General features: G+C 72.2%; 20 protein-coding genes. 5 read left to right on the plus strand and 15 right to left on the minus strand.

What is annotated here, in order from left to right; all coding sequences use genetic code 11:
* From AQJ66_RS28985 to AQJ66_RS29030, 10 genes are all read right to left on the minus strand, one after another.
* Positions 1-557, minus strand: a 557-nt coding sequence (locus tag AQJ66_RS28985) for a GTP-binding protein (RefSeq protein ID WP_061928008.1), incomplete at its 3' end; no start/stop codon positions are given.
* 3 nt (positions 558-560) lie between these two features.
* A complete protein-coding gene (locus AQJ66_RS28990; RefSeq protein WP_061928011.1) occupies positions 561-944 on the minus strand; it encodes a DUF742 domain-containing protein in 384 nt (127 codons plus the stop codon).
* A complete protein-coding gene (locus AQJ66_RS28995; RefSeq protein WP_244162967.1) occupies positions 941-1,786 on the minus strand; it encodes a roadblock/LC7 domain-containing protein in 846 nt (281 codons plus the stop codon). The genes AQJ66_RS28990 and AQJ66_RS28995 overlap by 4 nt, the downstream gene beginning before the upstream one ends.
* Entirely contained in the window at positions 1,783-2,961 is a 1,179-nt protein-coding gene (locus AQJ66_RS29000) for an ATP-binding protein (RefSeq protein WP_061928013.1), read from the minus strand. Before AQJ66_RS29000 ends, AQJ66_RS28995 begins: the two co-directional genes overlap by 4 nt.
* A gap of 417 nt (positions 2,962-3,378) precedes the next feature.
* The gene (locus tag AQJ66_RS29005; protein ID WP_061928015.1) at positions 3,379-3,654 is read right to left on the minus strand and encodes a hypothetical protein; all 276 of its coding nucleotides are present in this window, start codon (positions 3,652-3,654) and stop codon (positions 3,379-3,381) included.
* A 3-nt stretch (positions 3,655-3,657) separates the two neighbouring features.
* Positions 3,658-3,861 (minus strand): hypothetical protein, encoded by a 204-nt coding sequence (locus tag AQJ66_RS29010; protein ID WP_061928017.1) that lies wholly within the window; start codon positions 3,859-3,861, stop codon positions 3,658-3,660.
* Between the two features lie 150 nt (positions 3,862-4,011).
* On the minus strand, positions 4,012-4,827 hold the full coding sequence (locus AQJ66_RS29015) for an ABC transporter permease (RefSeq protein ID WP_061928019.1): 816 nt from the start codon (positions 4,825-4,827) through the stop codon (positions 4,012-4,014).
* Between the two features lie 20 nt (positions 4,828-4,847).
* Positions 4,848-5,741, minus strand: a complete 894-nt coding sequence (locus AQJ66_RS29020; RefSeq protein ID WP_061928021.1) for an ABC transporter permease — start codon at positions 5,739-5,741, stop codon at positions 4,848-4,850.
* 2 nt (positions 5,742-5,743) lie between these two features.
* Positions 5,744-6,940, minus strand: a complete 1,197-nt coding sequence (locus tag AQJ66_RS29025) for an ABC transporter substrate-binding protein (RefSeq protein ID WP_061928023.1) — start codon at positions 6,938-6,940, stop codon at positions 5,744-5,746.
* A 38-nt stretch (positions 6,941-6,978) separates the two neighbouring features.
* Complete coding sequence (locus AQJ66_RS29030; protein WP_061928025.1) at positions 6,979-8,010, minus strand: ABC transporter ATP-binding protein; 1,032 nt, start codon at positions 8,008-8,010, stop codon at positions 6,979-6,981.
* Between the two features lie 110 nt (positions 8,011-8,120).
* On the opposite strand from AQJ66_RS29030, the gene AQJ66_RS29035 reads away from it, so the two are divergent.
* On the plus strand, positions 8,121-8,861 hold the full coding sequence (locus AQJ66_RS29035) for a FadR/GntR family transcriptional regulator (protein ID WP_061928170.1): 741 nt from the start codon (positions 8,121-8,123) through the stop codon (positions 8,859-8,861).
* A gap of 37 nt (positions 8,862-8,898) precedes the next feature.
* Positions 8,899-9,663 (plus strand): PDC sensor domain-containing protein, encoded by a 765-nt coding sequence (locus AQJ66_RS29040; RefSeq protein WP_061928027.1) that lies wholly within the window; start codon positions 8,899-8,901, stop codon positions 9,661-9,663.
* Positions 9,664-9,678: 15 nt separating this feature from the next.
* Here AQJ66_RS29040 and AQJ66_RS29045 read toward each other — a convergent pair whose 3' ends face one another.
* The 4 genes from AQJ66_RS29045 to AQJ66_RS29060 all read right to left on the minus strand — a co-directional run bounded on the left by AQJ66_RS29045 (position 9,679) and on the right by AQJ66_RS29060 (position 15,566).
* Positions 9,679-10,371: a GAF and ANTAR domain-containing protein gene (locus AQJ66_RS29045; RefSeq protein ID WP_061928029.1), complete on the minus strand. Its 693-nt coding sequence runs from the start codon at positions 10,369-10,371 to the stop codon at positions 9,679-9,681.
* Between the two features lie 174 nt (positions 10,372-10,545).
* Positions 10,546-12,024: a glutamate-cysteine ligase family protein gene (locus AQJ66_RS29050; protein ID WP_061928031.1), complete on the minus strand. Its 1,479-nt coding sequence runs from the start codon at positions 12,022-12,024 to the stop codon at positions 10,546-10,548.
* 98 nt (positions 12,025-12,122) lie between these two features.
* A complete protein-coding gene (locus tag AQJ66_RS29055) occupies positions 12,123-14,192 on the minus strand; it encodes a SpoIIE family protein phosphatase (protein WP_061928033.1) in 2,070 nt (689 codons plus the stop codon).
* 552 nt (positions 14,193-14,744) lie between these two features.
* Positions 14,745-15,566, minus strand: coding sequence for an NAD(P)H-binding protein (locus tag AQJ66_RS29060; protein WP_061928035.1), 822 nt, complete (start codon positions 15,564-15,566; stop codon positions 14,745-14,747).
* Between the two features lie 86 nt (positions 15,567-15,652).
* Between AQJ66_RS29060 and AQJ66_RS29065 the strand changes: the two genes are divergently transcribed.
* On the plus strand, positions 15,653-16,231 hold the full coding sequence (locus AQJ66_RS29065) for a TetR/AcrR family transcriptional regulator (protein ID WP_061928037.1): 579 nt from the start codon (positions 15,653-15,655) through the stop codon (positions 16,229-16,231).
* A 3-nt stretch (positions 16,232-16,234) separates the two neighbouring features.
* On the opposite strand, the gene AQJ66_RS29070 is transcribed toward AQJ66_RS29065, so the two are convergent.
* Positions 16,235-18,088: an acyl-CoA dehydrogenase family protein gene (locus AQJ66_RS29070; RefSeq protein ID WP_079060494.1), complete on the minus strand. Its 1,854-nt coding sequence runs from the start codon at positions 18,086-18,088 to the stop codon at positions 16,235-16,237.
* A gap of 322 nt (positions 18,089-18,410) precedes the next feature.
* On the opposite strand from AQJ66_RS29070, the gene AQJ66_RS29075 reads away from it, so the two are divergent.
* Entirely contained in the window at positions 18,411-19,094 is a 684-nt protein-coding gene (locus AQJ66_RS29075) for a ScbR family autoregulator-binding transcription factor (RefSeq protein ID WP_061928039.1), read from the plus strand.
* A 124-nt stretch (positions 19,095-19,218) separates the two neighbouring features.
* The gene (locus tag AQJ66_RS29080; RefSeq protein WP_061928041.1) at positions 19,219-20,457 is read left to right on the plus strand and encodes a cytochrome P450 family protein; all 1,239 of its coding nucleotides are present in this window, start codon (positions 19,219-19,221) and stop codon (positions 20,455-20,457) included.
* The last annotated feature ends 84 nt before the right edge of the window (positions 20,458-20,541 follow it).

A 20,541-nucleotide genomic window follows, 5' to 3' on the forward strand; every position in this document is an offset into this window, starting at 1 on the left:
TCGAGAAGGGACAGTAGGTGGTGGACGAGGGTGATGAGGGCCTGCGCCGACGACTGCTGGTCCCGCACGTCGCAGACGACGATCGGGGTCCGGTCGGACAGCTCCAGCGCCTCACGGATCTCCGCGAGCGGGTAGTCGGTCGTGCCGTCGAAGCGGTTGACGCCGATGGCGTACGTCAGCCCGAACCGCTCGACCAGGTCCAGGACCGGGAAGGACTCCGACAGCCGCTCGGGGTCGACGAGGACGAGCGCGCCCAGTGCCCCCCGGGACAGCTCCTCCCACATCTCCTTGAAGCGCTCCTGACCGGGCGTGCCGAAGAGGTAGAGCACCACCTCGTCGCTGATGGTCAGGCGGCCGAAGTCCATGGCGACCGTGGTGGTGGTCTTGTCCGGGGTGCCCGACAGGTCGTCGAACCCCACACTGGCTTCGGTGATCTCTTCCTCGGTCTGCAGCGGCTCGATCTCGGAGATGCTGCCGATGCACGTGGTCTTCCCGACCCCGAAGTGCCCCACCACGAGGATCTTCACCGCGGTCAGGACACCTGAATCCAGGTACACGAATCACGCTCCGAATCGGGCTTTGAGGCCGTCGAGTACGGCGTTGAGCACTTCCCGGTCGACCCGTTCGGCGCGGGGTACCGGCTTCCGCGCGACGATCAGACCGCTCTCCTCCATCTGCGACAGGAGAATCCGCACGACCCCCAGCGGCAGATGCGCGTGGGCGGCCACTTCGGCGACGGAGAGAAAACCGTCCGTGACCAGCTCCAGAACCCGGCCCGCCTCCGGCGAAAGCGTGCGGGCCGCGGCACCGGTGTCCTCCTGCGCGGACACCAGGGTCGTGCGTTCGTACGCGTGATCCGGCGGCAGGCCCCGCCCGTTGGTGATCACGAAGAGCGGAACTAATGCGGACGTCAGTTCCAGTTCCTCGTCCGGCTCGCCATTCACGTGACGCTCGCCTCCCCGCGTGGTGCCAGATATCCGCTCAGCCGCGGCACCACCTCGTGCAGCCGGGTGGTGAACTCCTCGATATCCGCGTCGTGTTCCGCGGCCGCCGCCAGGAAGGCGCCCCGGCCGGCCGAGATCAGGAAGATCCAGCCGTGCTGGAACTCGATGACCGTCTGCCGCCACTGCGCGTCCGGCGCCACACCGGCGAACTGCGACGTGGCACGGCTGTAGGCGTGAATGCCCGTCATCGCCGCCGAGATGGTGTCCGCCAGGTCCTGGCTCATGCCCGTGGTGGCACCGCGGGGCAGACCGTCGCCGCCGAGCAGCACCGCGTGCCGGGCGCCGTGCACGTCGGCGACCACCTCGTCGAGGTCCGCGATGGAGATCCCGGTGCTTCCCGCCGCCTGCTGCCGCGACCGGTCCCGCCCGGCCCGTCCCTCGGCGTCCTCAGCGTTCACCCGCGGCGGCGAGGTGAGGTTGTTGCCGAGCCGCGCGACCAGCCGGTGCATGCGGAAGGAGATCTGCTGCATGTCGACGTCGGGCGCCGCGGCCGCGGCCAGGTAGGCGCCCTGCCCGGCCCCGATCAGGAAGATCCAGCCGTGCGAGAACTCGATGATCGTCTGGTTCCACTGCCTGTCCTCCCCCGGCCCGGCGAAGTGCGAGGTCGCCCGGCTGAGCGACTGCATGCCCGCCATGGCGGCGGAGATCGTCCGCACGTCCTTCGGGTCCATGCCCTCGGTCGCCCCGCGGGGAAGGCCGTCCGCGGACAGCAGGACAGCGTGGCGTGCCCTCGGCACGTTGTGCACGATGTCCTCGAGCATCCACGACAGGTCTGTGGTCATGCCTCATCGGCCCCTTCGGACGGCGCCGAGGCGAGGTTGCGGCCCGAGAGCGTGCCGCGCTGGAAGGCCCCCAGGCTCCGGGCCGCGGCGCGGCCGGCATCCTCCGGCACGGCGCCGGGCGCCGGGGCGTCCCGGTCGGGCACGCTGGCGATGGGCACCTGGCGGCCTCCCCGCCGCGGTAGGCCGTTGGCCGTACGGGCCACCGGCTCGGGGCGGCCGACGGCGTCGCGGATGCTGCTGACCCGGGAGTCCCCGGCCGGCGCCGTCTCCTCCTCGGTCCACAGCTCCTCCGGCAGCAGGACGACCGCGCGGACGCCGCCGTAGCGGGAGACGCCGGTGACGTCGACCCGGAACCCGTACTGCTGCGCCAGCAGGGCGATGACCGGGAAACCGAACTTCGGCTGGTTCCCCAGGTGCGACAGGCGCGGGCGGTAGTCGCCGGAGAGCAGCGCGGAGGCCTTCTGCCGCTCCTCGTCGTTCATACCGACGCCGGCGTCGTCGATGACGATGCACAGGTTCTTCTGCACCCGCTGGAACGTGACCTCGATGGGCGAACCCTGCTGGGAGAAACTGGCAGCGTTGTCGAGGAGTTCGGCGACGGCGAGAGCCACCGGGGAAACCGCGGAGGCCTTCAGCGCGAAACCGGTCTGCTGCATGATTTCGACGCGCCGGAAATTGCGGATCTGCCCCTGTGCGCTGCGCACCACGTCGTAAACGCTCGCCGGCCTGTTGCGGCGGCCGAGCGGCGCACCGCACATGACCGCGATGCCCTGTGCCTTTCGGGCCATCTGCGCATTGGCGTGGCTGACTTCCAGCAGATCGCCGAGCACGGAATGACCGCCGTACTTGAGCTGGATTTCCTCGAGAAGCGTGAGCTGTTCCGCGGCAAGGCTCTGCAGAAAGCGCGCGGAACCCTTGAGGACGGCCTTGGTGCTTTCCTCCGCCGCTTCTTCCGCTTCTTGGATGGTCTTGTCGTGTTCCGCTTTGTGCTGCTGCAACTCACCTCTTAAAACGGCGAGTTGGCTGTCGGCCTCGCTCAGCCTCTGGGTGAGGGCGGCCTCGACCTGCTGCCTCTTCGCCGCTATGGCCTTGTTGCGACGACTGAGCACCAGGGCCGCGGCGACGGCGATCGCCGCGACCGCAACCAGGCACCACACGAGTGCGTCTCGATTCATGGGAACCTTTCCTATGTGTAGCCTGCGGCCGTCGGCGGAAGGGCCTCGCAGGAATCCGGGGCACAACCGCTGGAACGACTCGTGCACGCCGACGAGTTGAGAACGGGGGTGATCTCAATACGGCGGCCGGGCCGGTGGGGACCAAGGTCGCAGACGCGGGGATGCTATCACTGACATAGGGGAGTCAACGCACCACGCAGGGGACCCAACGCCCCAGCTCGGCACGCGGGTTGGTCCTCTTTTGCGACGGTGCGGGTTCCGATGAGCGAGCCGGTGGCCGCAGGGAGTTCGGCCGGCCGACGGTGAAAAGTCTGCCGGTCGTCATTTTCCCGTCATCAAGCCGGACTCATTGCCCTTTGTCGGACTTGAGTCCGGCATGAGTCCGGCATAAGTCCGGCGGTGGAAGCGGCTGCTGAGTCAGCCGCCCCAGACCGACCAGGACCCCGACCCGTGCGCGGCCATCAGCGCGGCCAGGACGACGAGGTCGGCGACGCCGAGCCCCAGACCGAGCAGCGCGCGGAACCGGCGCGGCGTGTCCCGGCGCAGGGCGATGACGGCCAGCACGATGGCGATGGGCCCTAGGACGATGTTGAGGACCAGCAGCCCGACGAGCCCGAGCACGAAGGAGGCCACGGCCATGCCCTCGGTGTCCCGGCGGCCCGTCCGGCGCGACGGGGGAGCGGTGAGTCGCATCGGCTACGCCCTCCCCGCCCGGCTCCGGCGCCGCCGCCGTTCGCGGCCCGTGAAGACGAGCAGCCAGGCGGCGATGACCACGCCGAGGAGGACGGTGACCGGCCAGGGGAGGTAGGCGGCCGAGCCCACGACGATGCCCAGCAGGAGCAGGGCGGCGACGAGGAAGATCACGGTCACCACCCCGGCCCGGGGTCGGCGGTCGGGCACGGCTGCTTCTGCCACGGCCTCGTCGGCCGCTTCGTCAACGCGTTCATGACATCGCGGGTTACCCGCGAGGCAACCTTCACGCGACCCGCTTTCGGCCGCGCGGCGCGTTCACCCGGGAACGTTCACACCGGGGTGCTCACGCAGGAGTGCTCACACGCGGCTCGACGTGGCCGTGTCCGCGGACAGCCGCTGGGCCACGTAGATCGGGACCACCGACAGCAGCACCAGGACGGCGGCCACGACGTTCACCACCGGCGCCTGCTGAGGCCGCGTCATGTTGGTGAAGATCCAGATGGGCAGGGTCTCGATGCCGGGCCCCGCCGTGAAGGTCGTCACCACGATCTCGTCGAAGGACAGGGCGAAGGCGAGCAGCGCGCCGGCCAGCAGCGCCGAGCGGACCAGCGGGAAGGTGACGTCCGCGAAGGCGCGGAAGGTGCTCGCGCCGAGGTCCATGGCCGCCTCCTCGTAGGAGGCGGCCGTGCGCCGCAGCCGGGCCACCACGTTGTTGAACACCACGACGATGCAGAACGTGGCGTGCCCCACGATCACGGTGAACAGCCCGAGGCCGACGCCGAGCGGCCGCAGGACCGTGCTGAACGCGGAGTTGAGGGCGATGCCGGTGACGATGCCGGGCAGCGCGATCGGCAGGACCACTATGAACGACACCGTGTCCCGGCCGAAGAAGCGGTGCCGGGCCACGGCGAACGCGAACAGCGTGCCGAGGACGAGCGCGACCGCGGTGGCCCCCAGACCGGCCTTCACCGACACCCACACGGCCGCGCGCGCACCGGAGTCGTGCACCGCCACCGACCACCAGTGCCCGGTCAGCCCCGGCGGCGGCCAGCTCGCGCTGCGGTCGGGATTGAGGGAGTTGACGAGGACGAGCAGGAGCGGGACGTAGATCACCGCGAAACCGAGCCCGGCGCCGATGCGCAGGGCGATGCGCGCGGTGCGGCTGAGATGCATGGCGCTTGTCTCCTGGAGGCCTAAAGGCTGTTCAGCGCGCCCGTGCGGCGGATCGCCAGCAGGTACAGGACGATCACCAGCACGGGGACGAGGCCGAGTGCGGCGGCCATGGGCAGGTTGAGTTCGATGTTGGAGTACACGAGGTTGCCGACCAGTTGCGTCTTGCCGCCGACGATCTGCACGGTGATGTAGTCGCCGAGGCTGAGCGAGAAGGTGAAGACCGAGCCCGCCGCGACCGACGGCAGCACCATCGGCAGGACCACCGAACGGAACGTCCGCCCGGCGCGGGCCCCGAGGTCGGCCGACGCGTCGAGGAGGTTGTCCGGGAGCTGTTCGAGGGCGGTGTGGATCGGCAGGATCATGTACGGCAGCCAGAGGTAGGTCAGGGTGAGGACCGTGGCCGCCAGGCCGAAGCCGGGCCCGCTCAGCCCGAAGGGGGCCAGCGCCCAGTCGGCGAGTCCGCCCTCGGACAGGATCAGCCGCCAGGCGTACACCTTGACCAGGTAACTCGCCCACAGCGGGGTGAGGATGGCCACCACCAGCAGCGGGCGCCACCGGGGCCTGGCGACCCGCGCGGTGTAGAAGGCGACGGGGAAGGCGATCAGCGCGCAGAGCACGGTCACCGCGAGCGCCACCCCCACGCTGCGCAGGACGACCTGCCGGAACACGGGGGTGGTCAGCAGCTCGTGGAAGTTGTCCGTCGACCAGACCTTGACCACCTGGGAGGTGAAGGAGTCGGTCGTCCAGAACGCGGAGACGAACAGCACCGCCAGCGAGCCGAGGTAGAGGACGGTCAGCCACAGCAGGGGGGCGGTGAGCAGCAGGGCCAGCCGCAGCCGGGGCCGGCGGTGCAGGCTCCCGGCGAGCCGCCGGACGGTGCCCCGGCCGGCGGCGGTCGTCACGTCGGTCGTCACGGTCAGCCCTTGATCTCGGTCCAGGCCTGCACCCACTTGGCGTACGGGACGCACTTCACGTCCGTACGGCCGTCGAGGCACTGCTCGATGGGCGTGTTCCAGAACGCGATCTTCTTCCAGTAGCTCTCGTCGGCGGCGTGGTAGACGGTGCAGAAGTTCTTGTCACTGGTCTCGGCGCACGCCTTCGAGTTGGCCGGCGCCTCCCCGAAGTACTCGGCGACCTGGGCGTTGACCTTGGGGGAGACGATCCAGTCGAGCCACTTGTAGGCGCAGTTGGGGTGCTTGGCCTTGCTGGAGACCATCCAGGTGTCGGACCAGCCGGTCGAGCCCTCCTTCGGGACCAGCGTCTTCACCTTCGCGCCCTCCGAGGCGGCGAGGCCGGCGATCACCTGCCACGTCGTGCCGACGACGGAGTCGCCGCTCTTGAAGGCGGAGACCTCCTTCAGGTAGTCGCTCCAGTACTCGCCGACGTTCGCGTTCTGCTGCTTGAGGAGCGCCACGGCGGCGTCGAACTGCTTCTGGTCCAGCGCGTACGGGTCCTTGATCTTCAGCTCCGGCTTGGTCGCCCGGAGGTAGAGGGCGGCGTCCGCGATGTAGATCGGCGAGTCGTAGGCGGTGACGTGGCCCTTGTGCGCCGGGGCCCCGTCGAAGACCGCGGACCAGGAGGTGGGCGCGGGGCGCACCTTCTGCGTGTTGTACATCAGCAGGTTGGCGCCCCGGCCGTGCGGGATGCCGTACATCCGTCCCTTCACCGAGTTCCAGGGGCCGTTCTTCAACCCGCTGAAGATGTCCTTGTAGTGGGGCACCAGAGCGGTGTTGACGGGGGCGGCGTCACCGGAGGCGATCAGGCGCAGGGAGGCGTCACCGGAGGCGGAGACGGCGTCGTACTCGCCGGTCTTCATCAGCTTGACCATCTCGTCCGAGCTGGCGGCGACCTTGGAGTGCACCTGGCAGCCGGTCTGCTTCTCGAAGTCGGTGACCCAGTTCACCTTCGGGTCGTTGGAGCCGTCCTCGACGTAACCGGCCCAGGCGATCAGGTTGACCTGCCCCTCCGTCCGGCCCAGCTTGGTGGGCGCCTTGAGGTCGGGCGGGTTGAGGCCGCCGGCGGACGAACCGCCGGAGCCGGAGGAATCGCAGGCGGCGGCGAGCAGCAGCGCGGCGGCGCAGGCGGCGGCGCGCAGGGTACGGGTGGGACGCACGGCGTTCTCCAGGGGACGGGACGTAGGCGGGGGAGTGGTCAGGAGGGCAGCGGTACGGCGTGCCGGCGGTGCCACTGCAGGCGGACCCGGGTGCCCCGGTAGGCGGCGACGTCCTCGGAGGAGGTCTCCAGGTTCTGCTGCAGCGCGGTCAGCCGGCCGCCGCCGTCGAGGTCCACGAGGAAGCGGGTGGCGTCCCCGAGGTAGACCACGTCGGCGACCGTGCCGCCGGCGGTGGTGTGCTCCGGCTCGTCCGCCTCGGCGGACTCCTTCAGCACGCGGATCTTCTCCGGCCGGATGTTGTACGTGCCGGGCGCGCCGACGATCCGGTGGGCCGTCTCGCCGTCGAGCAGGTTGGAGGTGCCGACGAAGGAGGCGACGAAGGCGGTGGCCGGGCGTTCGTATATCTCCGCGGGCGTGCTGACCTGGGCGATCCGGCCCCGGTCGAAGACGGCGATGCGGTCGCTCATCGTCAGGGCCTCCTCCTGGTCGTGGGTGACGAACACGAAGGTGATGCCCACCTCCCGCTGGATCGCCTTGAGTTCGACCTGCATCTGCTCGCGCAGCTTCAGGTCGAGGGCGCCGAGCGGTTCGTCCAGCAGCAGGACGCGGGGGCGGCCGACGAGGGCGCGGGCGAGCGCGACGCGCTGGCGCTGCCCGCCGGAGAGCTGGGCCGGCCGGCGCTGGCCGTAGCCCTCGAGGCGGACCTCGGCGAGCGCCTTGCGGGCGCGGACCAGGCGTTCGGCCTTCGGTACCCGGCGGACCTTCAGCCCGTAGGCGACGTTCTGCTCGACGGTCATGTGCGGGAAGAGCGCGTAGTCCTGGAAGACGGTGTGCACGTCCCGCTCGAACGGGGCGAGGCCGGTGACCTCCTGCCCGGCGAGTTCGATCCGGCCCCGGTCGGGTGTCTCGAACCCGGCGACGAGCCTGAGGACCGTCGTCTTCCCGGAGCCGGAGGGACCCAGCATCGAGAAGAACTCCCCGTCGCGGATCTCCAGGTCGACACCGGCGACGGCGGTCGTCCCGCCGAACGACTTGTGCAGGTCCTGCAGCCGGATCGCACGTCCCTCCATGGGGGAACCTTTCTGGCGCGCGGTACGTTGACTGCAAACATATGAAGTCATAGTTCAAACCTCAAGAGCCCCTTAGGGTAAAGCTTGAGTCAACGCACGAGGTGGTGGCCGTGAGGCAGTACGAGACCGACAGCGGCGCCCGCAAGGCCGTTTTCAGCCCGGTCGACAACCGGGCCCGGGTGGACGCGGTCGTCCACCGCCTCGGCGACGCCATAGAGCTGGGCCTGCTCGCCGACGGCGAGCAGCTCCCCGGCGAGACCGAGCTGGCCGGGCAGCTCGGCGTCTCCACCGTCACCCTGCGCGAGGCGCTCATGGCCCTGCGGCAGCGGGGTCTGGTCACCACCCGGCGGGGCCGCGGCGGCGGCAGCTTCGTCTCCCTCCCCGAGGTCCCCGCCGACGACCGCCTCCGGGCCCGGCTGCGCGGCTGGAGCACCGAGGAACTCCGGGACCTGGGCGACCACTGGGCCGCCCTGTCCGGCGCCGCCGCCCGCCTCGCCGCCCAGCGCACCGCGCCCGAGGACCTGGACCCCCTGCGCCGCACCGCCGAGGAACTGGCCCGCGCCGCGGACGCACCGGCCCGCAGCCGCCTGTACGGCCGCTTCCACGTGGAACTCGCCGCCGCCGCCCAGTCGGCCCGGCTCACCCGCGAACAGGTCGCCCTGCAGAGCGAGGTGGGCGCGCTCATGTGCCTCGTCCTGGCCGACGACGCATGTCGTGAAGAAGTTGCGGAATGTCACCGCGCCGTGATCTCCGCCGTGCAGGATGGGGCCCACGAAACGGCCGGCACGCTGGCCGAGCGGTGCGTCAGGGAGTCGGCGGCCCGGCTCGTCGCCGTACGCCTGTCCCTCTGACCGCGCCGCGTCCGGTTCCCGTCCGCTGGAGGACACCATGGGCGTCAGCCCCGGGCTCGCCACCCTCGACACGGAGACAGAGACATGGGTGGCCTCCCAGGTGGGCGGCGCGCTGGAGGCCGTCTTCGAGACGGTCGCCGCCACCCGTGCCGACACCGAGGCCCTGCTCGACCGGGTCACCGCCAGGGGCCGCCCACCGGCCAGCGCCGACCTCGCCGCCCTGCGCCCCGGCCTGCACCAGCGCCTGCGCCTGGAGGACCTGGTCTCCGGCGTCGGCTTCGTGGCCGCTCCCGGCCTGCTGACCGACGTACCGGCCTGGCTGGAGTGGTGGCAGTCGGCCGCCGACGGCGACGTACGCCCGCTGCTCCTCGACCTGGACCCCGGCCACTCGGCGTACTCCGACTACACCCACTGGGACTGGTTCGCGCTGCCCCGCGACACCGGCCGGCGGGCCGTCGCCGGACCGTACGTCGACTACCTCTGCTCCGACGAGTACAGCCTCACCCTGTCCGAACCGGTGCTGATCCAGGGGCGGTTCGCCGGAGTGGCCGCCGCCGACGTGTACCTGCGGCACTTCGAGGCGGCCGTCCTGCCGCTGCTGCGCCGCCTGTCCCGCCCCGCCCACCTGGTGAACGCCCGCGGCCGGGTCGCCGCCTCGGCCGACCCCGCGCACCTCGCGGGCTCCCTCACCCGTGGGCCCGACTTCGGCGGCCTGCTCACCGGCACGGCGCCCGGCGCGTACGACGGCCTGCGCCTGGTGCCCTGCCACGGCGTACCGCTCGTCCTCGTCCTGGCCGGCTGAGCGGCCCCCCGGTGATCAGCCGGACGGCGGACGCCCGGTCCTGACCCGCTGGGCCACGTCCCGCAGCTTCACGTTGTGGTCCTGGGAGATCCGGCGCAGGACGTTGAAGGCGTCCTCCTCGCTCAGCCGGTGGCGTTCCATGAGGATGCCCATCGCCTCGCCGATCGCGTGCCGGCTCTCCAGTCCGTGCTCGAGCTGGTCGATGGTGCGGGCCCCGGCCAGGGCCACGGCGGCGTGCGAGGCCAGCAGCCAGGCGGCCGTCTCGATCTCCTCGCCGAAGGCGCCCGGCCGGCCGGAGTAGAGGTTCAGCGCGCCGAAGTCCTCGTTGTCCGCGTACAGCAGCACACCGGTCATGCTGCCCACCCCCAGGTCACGGGCTCCCGAGGCGAAGCGCTCCCAGTCCGGCTGCGGCTCGCTCATGTCCGCGATGCGGTAGACGCGGCTGTCGTCCTTGCGGCGGACGAGGTCGAAGCACGGCCCCTCGCCGACCTCGCCCTGCAACCGGTCGCATTGCGCGACTACGTCGCCGCACGCGGCCAGCGTCACCGTCCGGCCCTTGCGGACCGCGAGGATCCCGGCCGCGTCGCAGCCGGCCACGAGCCGCACCGCGGACTCCGCGATCTCGTCCAGCGTCGCCTGCACCGAGTCCTGCTCCAGCAACTGCCGTGCCAGCCGGGCCATCGCCTCGGCATACTCCCGCCACTCCATCCGCCACCACCCGCTCGTCGACCGTGCGGCCACACTACCGCCGCACCACCCGCCGCTCCCTCCGCAGGACCTGTGCCCCCTGCGCGCCGCGGCAGACCCTGAACGGACGTGGGGCGGGCGCGCGCTCCGCGGGCGGCCGTCGGGCCCCGGCCACGGCCGCAGCCGGGTGCCGCCTCAGTCGACCGGCCAGGTGTGCACCGGGGCGTTCAGGTGCATGTAGTCCATGTACAGCTGTGTCATCCGCCGCAGCGACTCGTGGCGGCCGGCCCGGGTCGTGTCCTCGAAGTGGTGGAACATCTCCTTCTGCCACACGGCCCCGTTGCGGGCGGTCACACAGCGCTGCTCGATGATCCCGAGCAGCGGCTCCCGCCACGCCGCGTCCATCCCGGAGAGCTCCAGACCGCGGTGCGCCAGCGGCAGCAGCCGCCTGAGCACCAGCTCGGGCACCGGCACCTCGCCCATGCCGGGCCAGTACAGCCGCGCCTCGATGCCACCCCGGGCCGCCGCGTGCAGGTTCTCCTCCGCCGCGGCGAAGGACATCCGCGACCACACCGGCCGGTCCTCCTCCACCAGGGCGCGGGTGAGCCCGTAGTAGAACGCGCCGTTGGCCAGGGTGTCGGCGACGGTCGGGCCGGCGGGCAGCACCCGGTTCTCCACCCGGACGTGCGGCTTGTCGTGGTCGACGGCGTAGACCGGCCGGTTCCAGCGGTAGATCGTGCCGTTGTGCAAGGTGAGCTCCGACAGCTCCGGCACGTCCCCGCTCTGCAGCGTCTCCACCGGGTCCTGCTCGTCGCACAGCGGCAGCAGGGCGGGGAAGTAGCGCAGGTTCTCCTCGAACAGGTCGAAGACGCTGTTGATCCACCGCTCGCCGAACCACACCCGGGGCCGCACCCCCTGCACCTTGATCTCCTCGGGCCGGGTGTCGGTGGCCTGCTCGAACAGCGGGATGCGGGTCTCGTGCCACAGCTCCTTGCCGAACAGGAACGGCGAGTTCGCCGACAGCCCGACCTGGACGCCGGCGACGGCCTGCGCCGCGTTCCAGTAGTCGGGGAAGCTCTCCGGCGACACCTGCAGATGGAACTGGGTGCTGGTGCACGCGGCCTCCGGGGTGATGGTGTCCGCGTAGGTCCGCAGCCGGTCGGTCCCGTCCACCTCGATCCGCAGGTCCTCGCCCCGGGCCGCGAAGACCTGGTCGTTCAGCAGCCGGTAGCGGGGGTTCTCCGACAGCGTCCCCTCCCCGATGTCCTCCTGCCGGAGCGTGGGCAGGATGCCGATCATCACCAGCCGGGCGCCCACCGACCCGGCCCGCTCGTCGGCGTGGTTCAGCGCGGCGCGGATCTCCGACTCCCAGGCGTCGGGGCCGCCCGTCGTCAGTCCCCGGGGCGGCACGTTGATCTCGAGGTTGAACCGGCCCAGCTCGGTGGACCACGCCGGATCGGCGATCGCCTCCAGCACGTCGGTGTTCCGCATGGCCGGCTCGGCCTGGTCGTCGACCAGGTTCAGCTCGATCTCCAGGCCGACCTGCGGCCGCTCCGACTCGAACTGCTCCTCACGCAGCATCTGGGCGAACGCGTCGAGGCACTCCTGCATCTTGATCCGGTACCGGCGGCGGTCCTCGCGGGTGAAGACGAGCGCCGGGACGTCTCGTCCCATCGGCCCTCCTGGGTTTTCGCTCCTCGGATGACCTCTCCCCCCAGCGTCGCACCGCCGGGCGGGGCCCACCAAGCGGGCCGCCCGCGCCGCCGCAGGGCCTACAGGGCACGGGCGACGAGCAGGGCCACGTCGTCGTGGTCGTCGGGATGGCGCAGGCCGTGCAGCAGCAGGTCGCAGGTCTCCTCCAGCGGCCGGCCGGGCTCGTCCAGGAAGCCGAGCAGCACGTTCAGCCGGTCGTCGATCGGATGCTGCCGCGTCTCCACCAGGCCGTCGGTGTACAGCACCAGCAGGTCCCCGGGGAACAGGTCGGTGCCGGTGGCCTCGAACGGGACGCCGCCGACGCCGAGCGGCGCCGCGGGCGGCAGGTCCAGCAGCACCGGCGGCGCACCGGGCCGGGCCAGGGCGGGCGGCATGTGCCCGGCGTTGGCCATGGTGCACCGCCGCGTGTGCGGGTCGTAGACCGCGTACAGGCAGGTGACGATGTAGTGCTCCAGGTCGCAGGTGATCCGGTCCAGGTGCTCCAGCACCGCGGCGGGCGCCAGGTCCAGGTCCGCGTACGCGCAGGTCGCGGTGCGCAGCCGGCCCATGGTGGCGGCCGCGTCGATGCCGTTGCCCATGACGTCCCCCACCACCAGGGCGGTCTTGTCGCCGGCCAGCGCGATCACGTCGTACCAGTCGCCGCCGACCTCGCTGGTGGACTGGGCGGGCTGGTAGCGGGAGGCGAGCTCCAGGCCCGTGTGGTGCGAGGAGTGGTCGGGCAGCAGACTGCGCTGCAGGGTCAGCGCGGTGTTGCGCACGCTCTGGAACCAGCGGGCGTTGTCGATGGCCACGGCGGCCCGGCTGGCCAGCTCACTGGCCAGGACGACGTCGTCCTCGTCGAACGGCAGCGGGTTGCGGGTGCGTTTCAGGTCCAGCGCGCCGAGCACCTCACCGTGCGCGATGAGCGGCACGGCCAGATACGAGTGCACACCGGCGCGCGCCAGCGCCTCGCCGGCCTCGGCGTTGCGCGCGATGCGCGGCAGGTCCCGCTCCCCGACCCGGCGCACCATCACCGGCCGGCCCGTGTGCACGCACAGGGTGACCAGCCGGTCCCCGTCGTAGGCGGCCAGGTCACCCGGCGAGTCGGCGGCGGACAGCGCCTCGGTGGGGTGGGCCGCCTTCAGGGCGAGGGCGCGGAACAGCGCGGGGCCGTTGTCCGGCCGGCGCAACGGGCGGCAGGCCAGCGCGGAGTCGAGCACGTCCACGGCGACCACGTCCGCGAGCACCGGGGTGGCGATGTCGGCCAGTTCACGGGCGGTCTGCTCCACCTCCAGCGTGGTGCCCACCCGGGCGGAGGCGTCCGCGATGAGGGCCAGCCGGCGCCGGGCCCGGTCGGCCTCGGCGGCCGCGCGGTGCCGCTCGGTGATGTCGACGACCGAGGCGGCCGCGCCCAGCACGCGCCCGCCGCCCGGGTCCTCCAGCCGGTAGAAGGACAGCGACCAGGCGTGTTCCTGGCCGGGGTCGGACGGAGGGCGGCCCACGTGGTACTGGTCCAGCAGGGGAGTGCCGGTGGCCAGCACCTGGCGCAGGCACGACTCGACGGTGCCGACGTCGATGAAGGACAGCGCCTCCCGCAGCGGGCGGCCGATGTGGTCCCCGGCCGGGATGCCGTCGATCCGCTCCAGCGCGGGGTTCACCAGCATGTACCGCAGCTCGGGGTCCAGCAGGGCCAGCCCGATCGGGGACTGGTTGATGAGCCGCTCGCACAGCGCCAGATCCGTCTCCACCCGCTGCAGCAGGGTGTGGTCGGCGGCGATGCCCAGCGCGTACACGTCGCCCAGGTCGTCCAGCAGCCGCATGGTGCGGAACTCGGTCAGGCGGCTGCTGCCGTCCTTGTGCAGCACGGGGAAGGCGCCGGCCCAGCCCCGGCCGGTCTCCAGCACCTCCGTGAACAGGCTCACCACGGCCTGCAGGTGCTCGGGACGGATGAGCACCCGCGCCGCGTACTTGCCGAGGACGTCCTGGGCCGTGTAGCCGAACAGGTCCTCGGCCTGCGGCGTCCAGAAGACGATGCGCCCGCTGGTGTCCAGTGCCACCGCGGCCACGCTGAGCACGTCGAGCAGGCCCGTCGGCCGGGGCTGATCAGGGCCGTGCTCGTCGTCCCCGGCGCGGAAGGAATCCACCGCCATGCCAGGCCTCCTCACCGGCCGGGGCCCGCGGTGTCCTCGCGGCCCACGCCCGGGCGCCGCGGACCGGTACCTCCATGCTGCCACCGTGTGCGGCCCGGCCCGCGGCCGGACCGTGCACGAGGGGCGGACCGGCAGCACCGTGTGAGCCGTGTGAGCCGTGTGAGCCGCGTGAGCCGCTGGACGCGTTCGCCGACGAGGCCGCGGTGATCTCGGCGGACGGCACGGTGGCCGGCGGGACCCCGGGCGCCCGGGCGCCGCTGGGGCATTCCGCGCGGGAGGCCGTGGGGCGGCCCGCGCGCCCCCGACCTCGGCGCGGACCGGGTCGTACGCGACGCCCGGCTGACCCACGAGGTCACCGGCGCCGGTCGCACCGCGCCGCGGCTGAGGCACGTCCGCAGCACGGACGAGGGCGGCCGGGGCCCGTTCCTGGTGGCCCGGCTCGCTCACCGCCGGGGCGCCCGCTGCACGGTCGACGGGAAGATCGTCCGGGCCGAGCGGGAGGTCGGCCGGCCGCACCCGTGAGGCCGGGCGCGGCGCGCCTCCCCGGGCCGGTCAGCGGAACGCCGCGGCGTTGCGCGCCGCCCAGTGCGCGAAGGGCGTTGCCGGGCGGCCCAGTATCCGCTCCACGTCCGGGCTGACCGCCCGCTCCTCGGGGGTCGGCTCGCCGAGAATGGCGAGGGTGCCCTCCACCACGGCGTCCGGCATGAACGCCGCCATCTGCGCACGGGCCTCCTCCCGGCTCTGCTCCACGAACGTCACCGGCTCGCCGAGGACCCGGGCGAGGTCGGCGGCCCGCTGCCGCGGTGTGGTCGCCTCGGGGCCGGTCAGCGTGTAGGTGAGGCCGTCGTGTCCGTCCTCGCGCAGGACGGCGGCGGCGACCGCGGCGACGTCGTCGGGGTCGACGAACGGCAGGGCCACGTCGGCGAAGGGTGCCGCCACGGTGCGGTGACGGCGGACCGGCTCGGCCCAGGCGAGCGTGTTGGAGGCCATCCCGCCGGAGCGCAGGACGGTGAACGCCGGTCCCGAATCGGCGACGGCCGCCTCGAAACGGGCCGCGTGGGCGTAGCTCTCCGGCCGGGTGCCGACGCCCTGGGTGGACAGCAGGACCACCTTGCGGACGCCGGCCGCGGCGGCCCGCTTCAGCAGCCCCTCCGGGTCGTCCCCGGCCACCAGCAGGAACAGCGCGGTGGCGCCCTCCCAGGCGGAGGCGAGTGCGTCGGGCCGGCCGAGGTCGGCGGCGAGGATCCGGACGCCCGGCGGGACGTCCTCGTGAGTGATGTGCCGCGCCACGGCCGTCACGGCCGCCCCCGCCTCGGCGAGCCGCGCGACCAGCGCCCGTCCGACGTTCCCGGTACCGCCCGTGACGACGATCATGAGGTCTCCCCGTAAGTGAGTGAGTCAGTTGACTGACTAAGTAGCCACGTTAGCCGCCGCCTCGCGCGGTGTCTATCCTCAGTCAGGTGACTGACTCACCGTCCCAGCGGCCCGGCAAGCGGGAACGCCTCGTCGAGGCCGCCGTCCGGGCCTTCCATGAGCAGGGCGTGGAGAAGACCACGCTCGCGGACATCGCCCGGGCCGCCGACGTGCCGCTCGGAAACGTCTACTACTACTTCCGGAGCAAGGACCTGCTGGTCGAGGCCGCGGTGGAGGCGCACTGCGACCGGCTCACCGCGCTCACGAACCGACTGGACGCGCTCCCCGACCCGGCCGCCCGGCTGAAGGCCCTCATCGAGGGCTGGGTCGGCCAGCGCGAGACCGCGGCGCGCTTCGGCTGCCCCTTCGGCACCCTGGCCACCGAGCTGGACAAGCGCGACGACGGCCTGGACCTGGCCGCGGCCCAGGTGATGCGGGCGCTGCTCGACTGGGTCGAGCGCCAGTTCGGCGAGCTGGGCCGGCCCGACGCCCGCGCGCTCGCCGTCGAGCTCGTCGCCGCCTACCAGGGGATGTCCGTCCTCACCAACATCCTGCGCGACCCGGGTCTGATGGCCGCTCAGGGCGCCCGTCTGACCTCCTGGATCGACGCTCTGGCAGGCTCCTGACCGTCACTCGGCCTCGACGGCGTAGTCCGCCAGCGAGACGCCGTCCGGGTTGGCCAGGGGGATGGCGTCCAGATACGCGGCGGGCAGGTCGAAGCCCTCGACCAGGTCCGTCATGCGCGGCGCGAGGCCGCCGAGCACGTCGTCCCGCACCTGGGGCAGCGCGCGGACCTGGTCGGCGGACAGGTGGCCGTCGGCCAGCAGGTCACCGGTGTGCTCGCCGATCTGCTCCAGCAGGAACAGGACGCAGAGCCTCTCCAGGAGTTCACCGGCGTCCCGGCTCCCGGCCCGGCCGGCCGCGTCCAGGAAGGCGTCGGCCGCCCGCAGCCGTGCGTGCGCCGAGACCATCTCCAGCGCGGCGCCTGACGCCCCGTTCCACCGCTCCACCGGGTCCTTGGACGGCCCCCGGCGCAGCGCGGCCCGGGCCCTGTCCTGCCAGACGGACTCGGCCGCCGCCAGCAGCCCGCGCAGATGCCGGGGATCGGTCAACTGCTCGACCCCACGGGGAGGTACGACGTCCTGCCGGGGCGCCTGGTGCTCGAAGAGCATCTCGGCGGCGGCCTTCACCCAGATGACCAGGTTGTCTCCCTCGGCGGTGATCGTGCCCTCGATGTAGTGCGGGAACTCGGACAGGCCGTTGGCGGCGAACAGGCCCTGCGCGCCGCAGCGTTCCCGGCACTCGACGGCGATGTCCCGCGCCTGCCAGGTGATCCAGCTCTTGGCGACGGCGATCAGCCGCTCGGTCTCCGCCCGCTCCCCGGCGTCCCGGCAGGTCCGCAGCCGCGTCCAGCGGGCGAGCACCGAGCGGTGCAGGAACGTCATGGCGTACGCGGTGGCCAGCCCCCTCAACAGCCGCGCGTGGTGCGGACGGTGGGCGTTGACCGGGATCCGCTCGCCCGCCCGGTGCCCGCTCACCTGCCGGTGGTCGCCGTAACGCACCGCCACGGCGAGCGCGGCCCGGGTCGCGCCGACGGCGGCGCCGCTCATGCACAGCTTGCCCATCGTGACCCGCCCGATCGACTGCAGGAACCGCTTGCGGCGGTTGCCCAGGCTGCTGTGGAACCGGCCCTCGGCGTCCAGCCGGCCGTACTCGGACTCCAGCAGGGCCTCCCGGGGCAGCCGCACCCGGTCGAACGCGGTCAGGCAGTGGTCCAGCGGGGCGCCGGTGCGCTGCGGCAGCCGGCGCACCCGCACCCCGGGCAGCAGGCCCCGCTCGTCGCTCAGCGGTGTCAGGAACAGGAAGACGCCCTCGTCCCGGCCCCCGACCAGGAGGCGGGCGGCCACCACGGCGCTCTTGGGCCCACCGGTCGTGCTGGTGTTGGGCATGAACTTCTGGGCGCCCGCGTGCGGGGTGTGCAGCACGAACCCGCCGGTGGCCGGGTCCGGCTCGGCGGTGGTCTCCAGGGCCGAGGCGTCGTTGCCGTGCTCCAGTTCGGTGCACAGGAAGGTGCCGGTGCGGCGCAGCGTCGTGAAGGCGGACAGGTCCCGGCGCCCGGCGCCCTCGTGGTCGAGCAGGCTGCCGAGGAACAGGTTGTAGTGGATGCTCGCCACCGTGCACAGGCCCCCGCCGCCGTCCACGATCGCCGCCCACTCGTGCAGCGCGGCCAGCAGCGCGGGATCGTCCGCCAGTTGCTCGGCGCTGCCGGCCGTGTCGTTCACCAGGCGCAGCCACTCGTAGGCGAGCGCGGCGCGTTCGCCGGCGCCAAGACCGGGGCGGTGCCGGAACGTCTCCTTCGCTATCAGGTCGCGCCACATCCCGTGGACGTGCTCCCGGTCGTCGCCGTCGAAGAGGAGCCGCGCCAGCTCCTGCCCGGTATCCGGCACGGAGGGGAGGTGTACCTGGGGTGTCAGAAGGGTCATGGCCCTCTCCCGTAGTCGCAGATCCGGAAGGCTGGGACGCGCAGAGTCAGAAGATACGGACCTCCCGGTTTGCTTATCAAGCCAAATTTCTGCCAACGGTGGCCGAACGCCGATGGGTTGGGGGCGCTGTGTCGTGAGCGTTGAGATACCGGACGACAGGTTTTATCGTGGCGGTCGGCGACGGGCCCGGAGGTTCCGCGTACGGGGCGAGGAGGGGGACATTCGTATGCTTGAAAGCCCATCTTCCGGGGTGGCAGGATACGAACCTGTCGGTTTCTTTCGGGGGCCGACCGGTCTGTGAAGCCAGTGCGGAGGATGTGCCGTGGCCCTGCAGGAACGAGCGATCAGGACGAGGCGCAGCATCCTGGTGGCCGCCGCCGACGTGTTCGCGGACGTCGGTTACGAGGCCGCGACCATCTCGGAGATCCTCCAGCGGGCGAACGTCACCAAGGGCGCCCTCTACTTCCACTTCGCCTCCAAGGAGCAGCTCGCCCAGGCGGTGCTGACCGACCAGCTCAACGCCGTGCCGCAGTCCCCGCCGCGCGAACTGGTGCTCCAGGAAGGACTGGACGCCGGCTTCCTGCTGGCCCACCTGCTCGGCTCGGGCGACCCCATGGTGCGCGGCAGCATCCGGCTGACCGTGGACCAGGGCTCACCGCACGACGGGCTGGACCGGCGGGTGCCCATGGCCTCCTGGGTGGACCACAACGCCAAGCTGCTCGAACGGGCGAAGGCGAACGGGGAGGTGCTGCCCCAGGTCGACGTCGAGGCCTCGGCGAAGGCCTTCGTGGCCGCGTTCACCGGGGCCCAGGTGCTGTCCAAGATAATGAGCGACCACGCCGACCTGACGGAGCGGGTCGTCGACCTCTACCGGCACCTGATGACCTGCATCGCGGTCCCCGCCGTGCTCGTGCGGCTGGACATGTCGCTCGACCGGGGCAGGCGCGTCCACGAAGAGGCCCTCGAGCTGCGCCGGGAACTGCCCCGGGCCCCGGCCGCCGGCTGAGCCGCACCGGCACCCCGCCGGCCGCGGTCGCCGGCAGCCGCCCCTCGCGGGGGAGCGGACCCCGCCTCCATGGGCCCGTCGCCACGCCACACCGTGATGCAAGACCGACCCAGGGAGCACACCCATGGAGAAGACCGGCTGCCCGTACGCCTTGGACCTCACCGGCCAGGACCACCTGGGGGAGGCCGCGATGCTGCGCGACCAGGGCCCCGCGGTCCAGGTCGAGTTGCCGGGCGGCGTCCTCGCCTGGGCCGTCGTCGGCCAGAGCCACGTGGAGCGGCTGCTGACCGATCCGCGGGTCTCGCGCAGCGCCCGCCTGCACTGGCCGCCGTTCATCGAGGGCAAGATAACCGAGGAGTGGCCGCTCTACCCGTGGGTGGCCAACGAGAACATGCTCTTCGCCTACGGGGAGCACCACACCCGGCTGCGCCGGCTGATGGCCGGGGCGTTCACCGCCCGGCGCTCGCAGGAGCTGCGCCCCCGCGTGGAGGAGCTGTCGGACGAACTCCTCGCCGCCCTGGCCGCGCTCCCGCACGGCACGCCGGTGGACCTGCGCACCGCGTACGCGGAGGTGCTGCCGCTGCGGGTGATCTGCGAGCTGTTCGGCGTACCGCGGGGCGCCGAGACCGACGCCCTGTCCGCGGCGCTGAGCACCGTGTTCAGCTCCACCGTCAGCGCTCAGGAGATGGAGGGCGCGCGGCTGGAGGCCTTCGGGCGGCTCGCCGCCCTGGTGAAGGACAAGCGGGAGCGGCCGGGTGACGACCTGACCAGCGCGCTGATCGCCGCCCGGGACGACGGCGACCGGCTCACCGAGGAGGAACTGCTCGGCTCCCTCTTCATGTTCATCGCGGCCGGCCAGGACACCACCGCCACCCTCATCACCAACGCGGCCGGTGCCCTGCTGACCCATCGCGAGCAGCTGGAGCACGTGCGGGCGGGCCGGGCGACGTGGGCCGACGTGGTCGCCGAGACCATGCGGGTGCACACGCCCGGGGCGTACGCGCCGATGCGGTTCGCGGTCGAGGACATCGACCTCGACGGGGTGCTGATCCGCAAGGGCGACTGCATCCTCGTCAACTTCGCGGCCGGCGGCCACGAGACGGACCGGCACGGGCCCGACGCGGACCGCTTCAACGTGCTGCGCACCGCCGACCGCGACATCCTCGGCTTCGGCCACGGACCGCACCGCTGCCTGGGCGCCCCGCTCGGGGAGATCGAGGCGGCCTCGGCCCTCTCCCGGCTCTTCGAGGGCTTCCCCGAGGTACGACTGGCCTGTGCGCCCGAGGAGTTGGCGCCGCTGCCGACGTTCATGCTGAACGGCTACCGGTCGCTGCCCGTGCTGCTGGGCCCGTCGGCGTCCTGAACGGCCGTCGGCGCGCCGTCCTCTTTCCCCGGACCGGCCGCACCGGGCATGACCGGCCGCACCGGGCCAGCGGTTTGACAACCT

Origin of the sequence: Streptomyces bungoensis (assembly GCF_001514215.1) — a bacterium.
In the GTDB taxonomy this organism is placed as follows: Bacteria; Actinomycetota; Actinomycetes; order Streptomycetales; family Streptomycetaceae; genus Streptomyces; species Streptomyces bungoensis.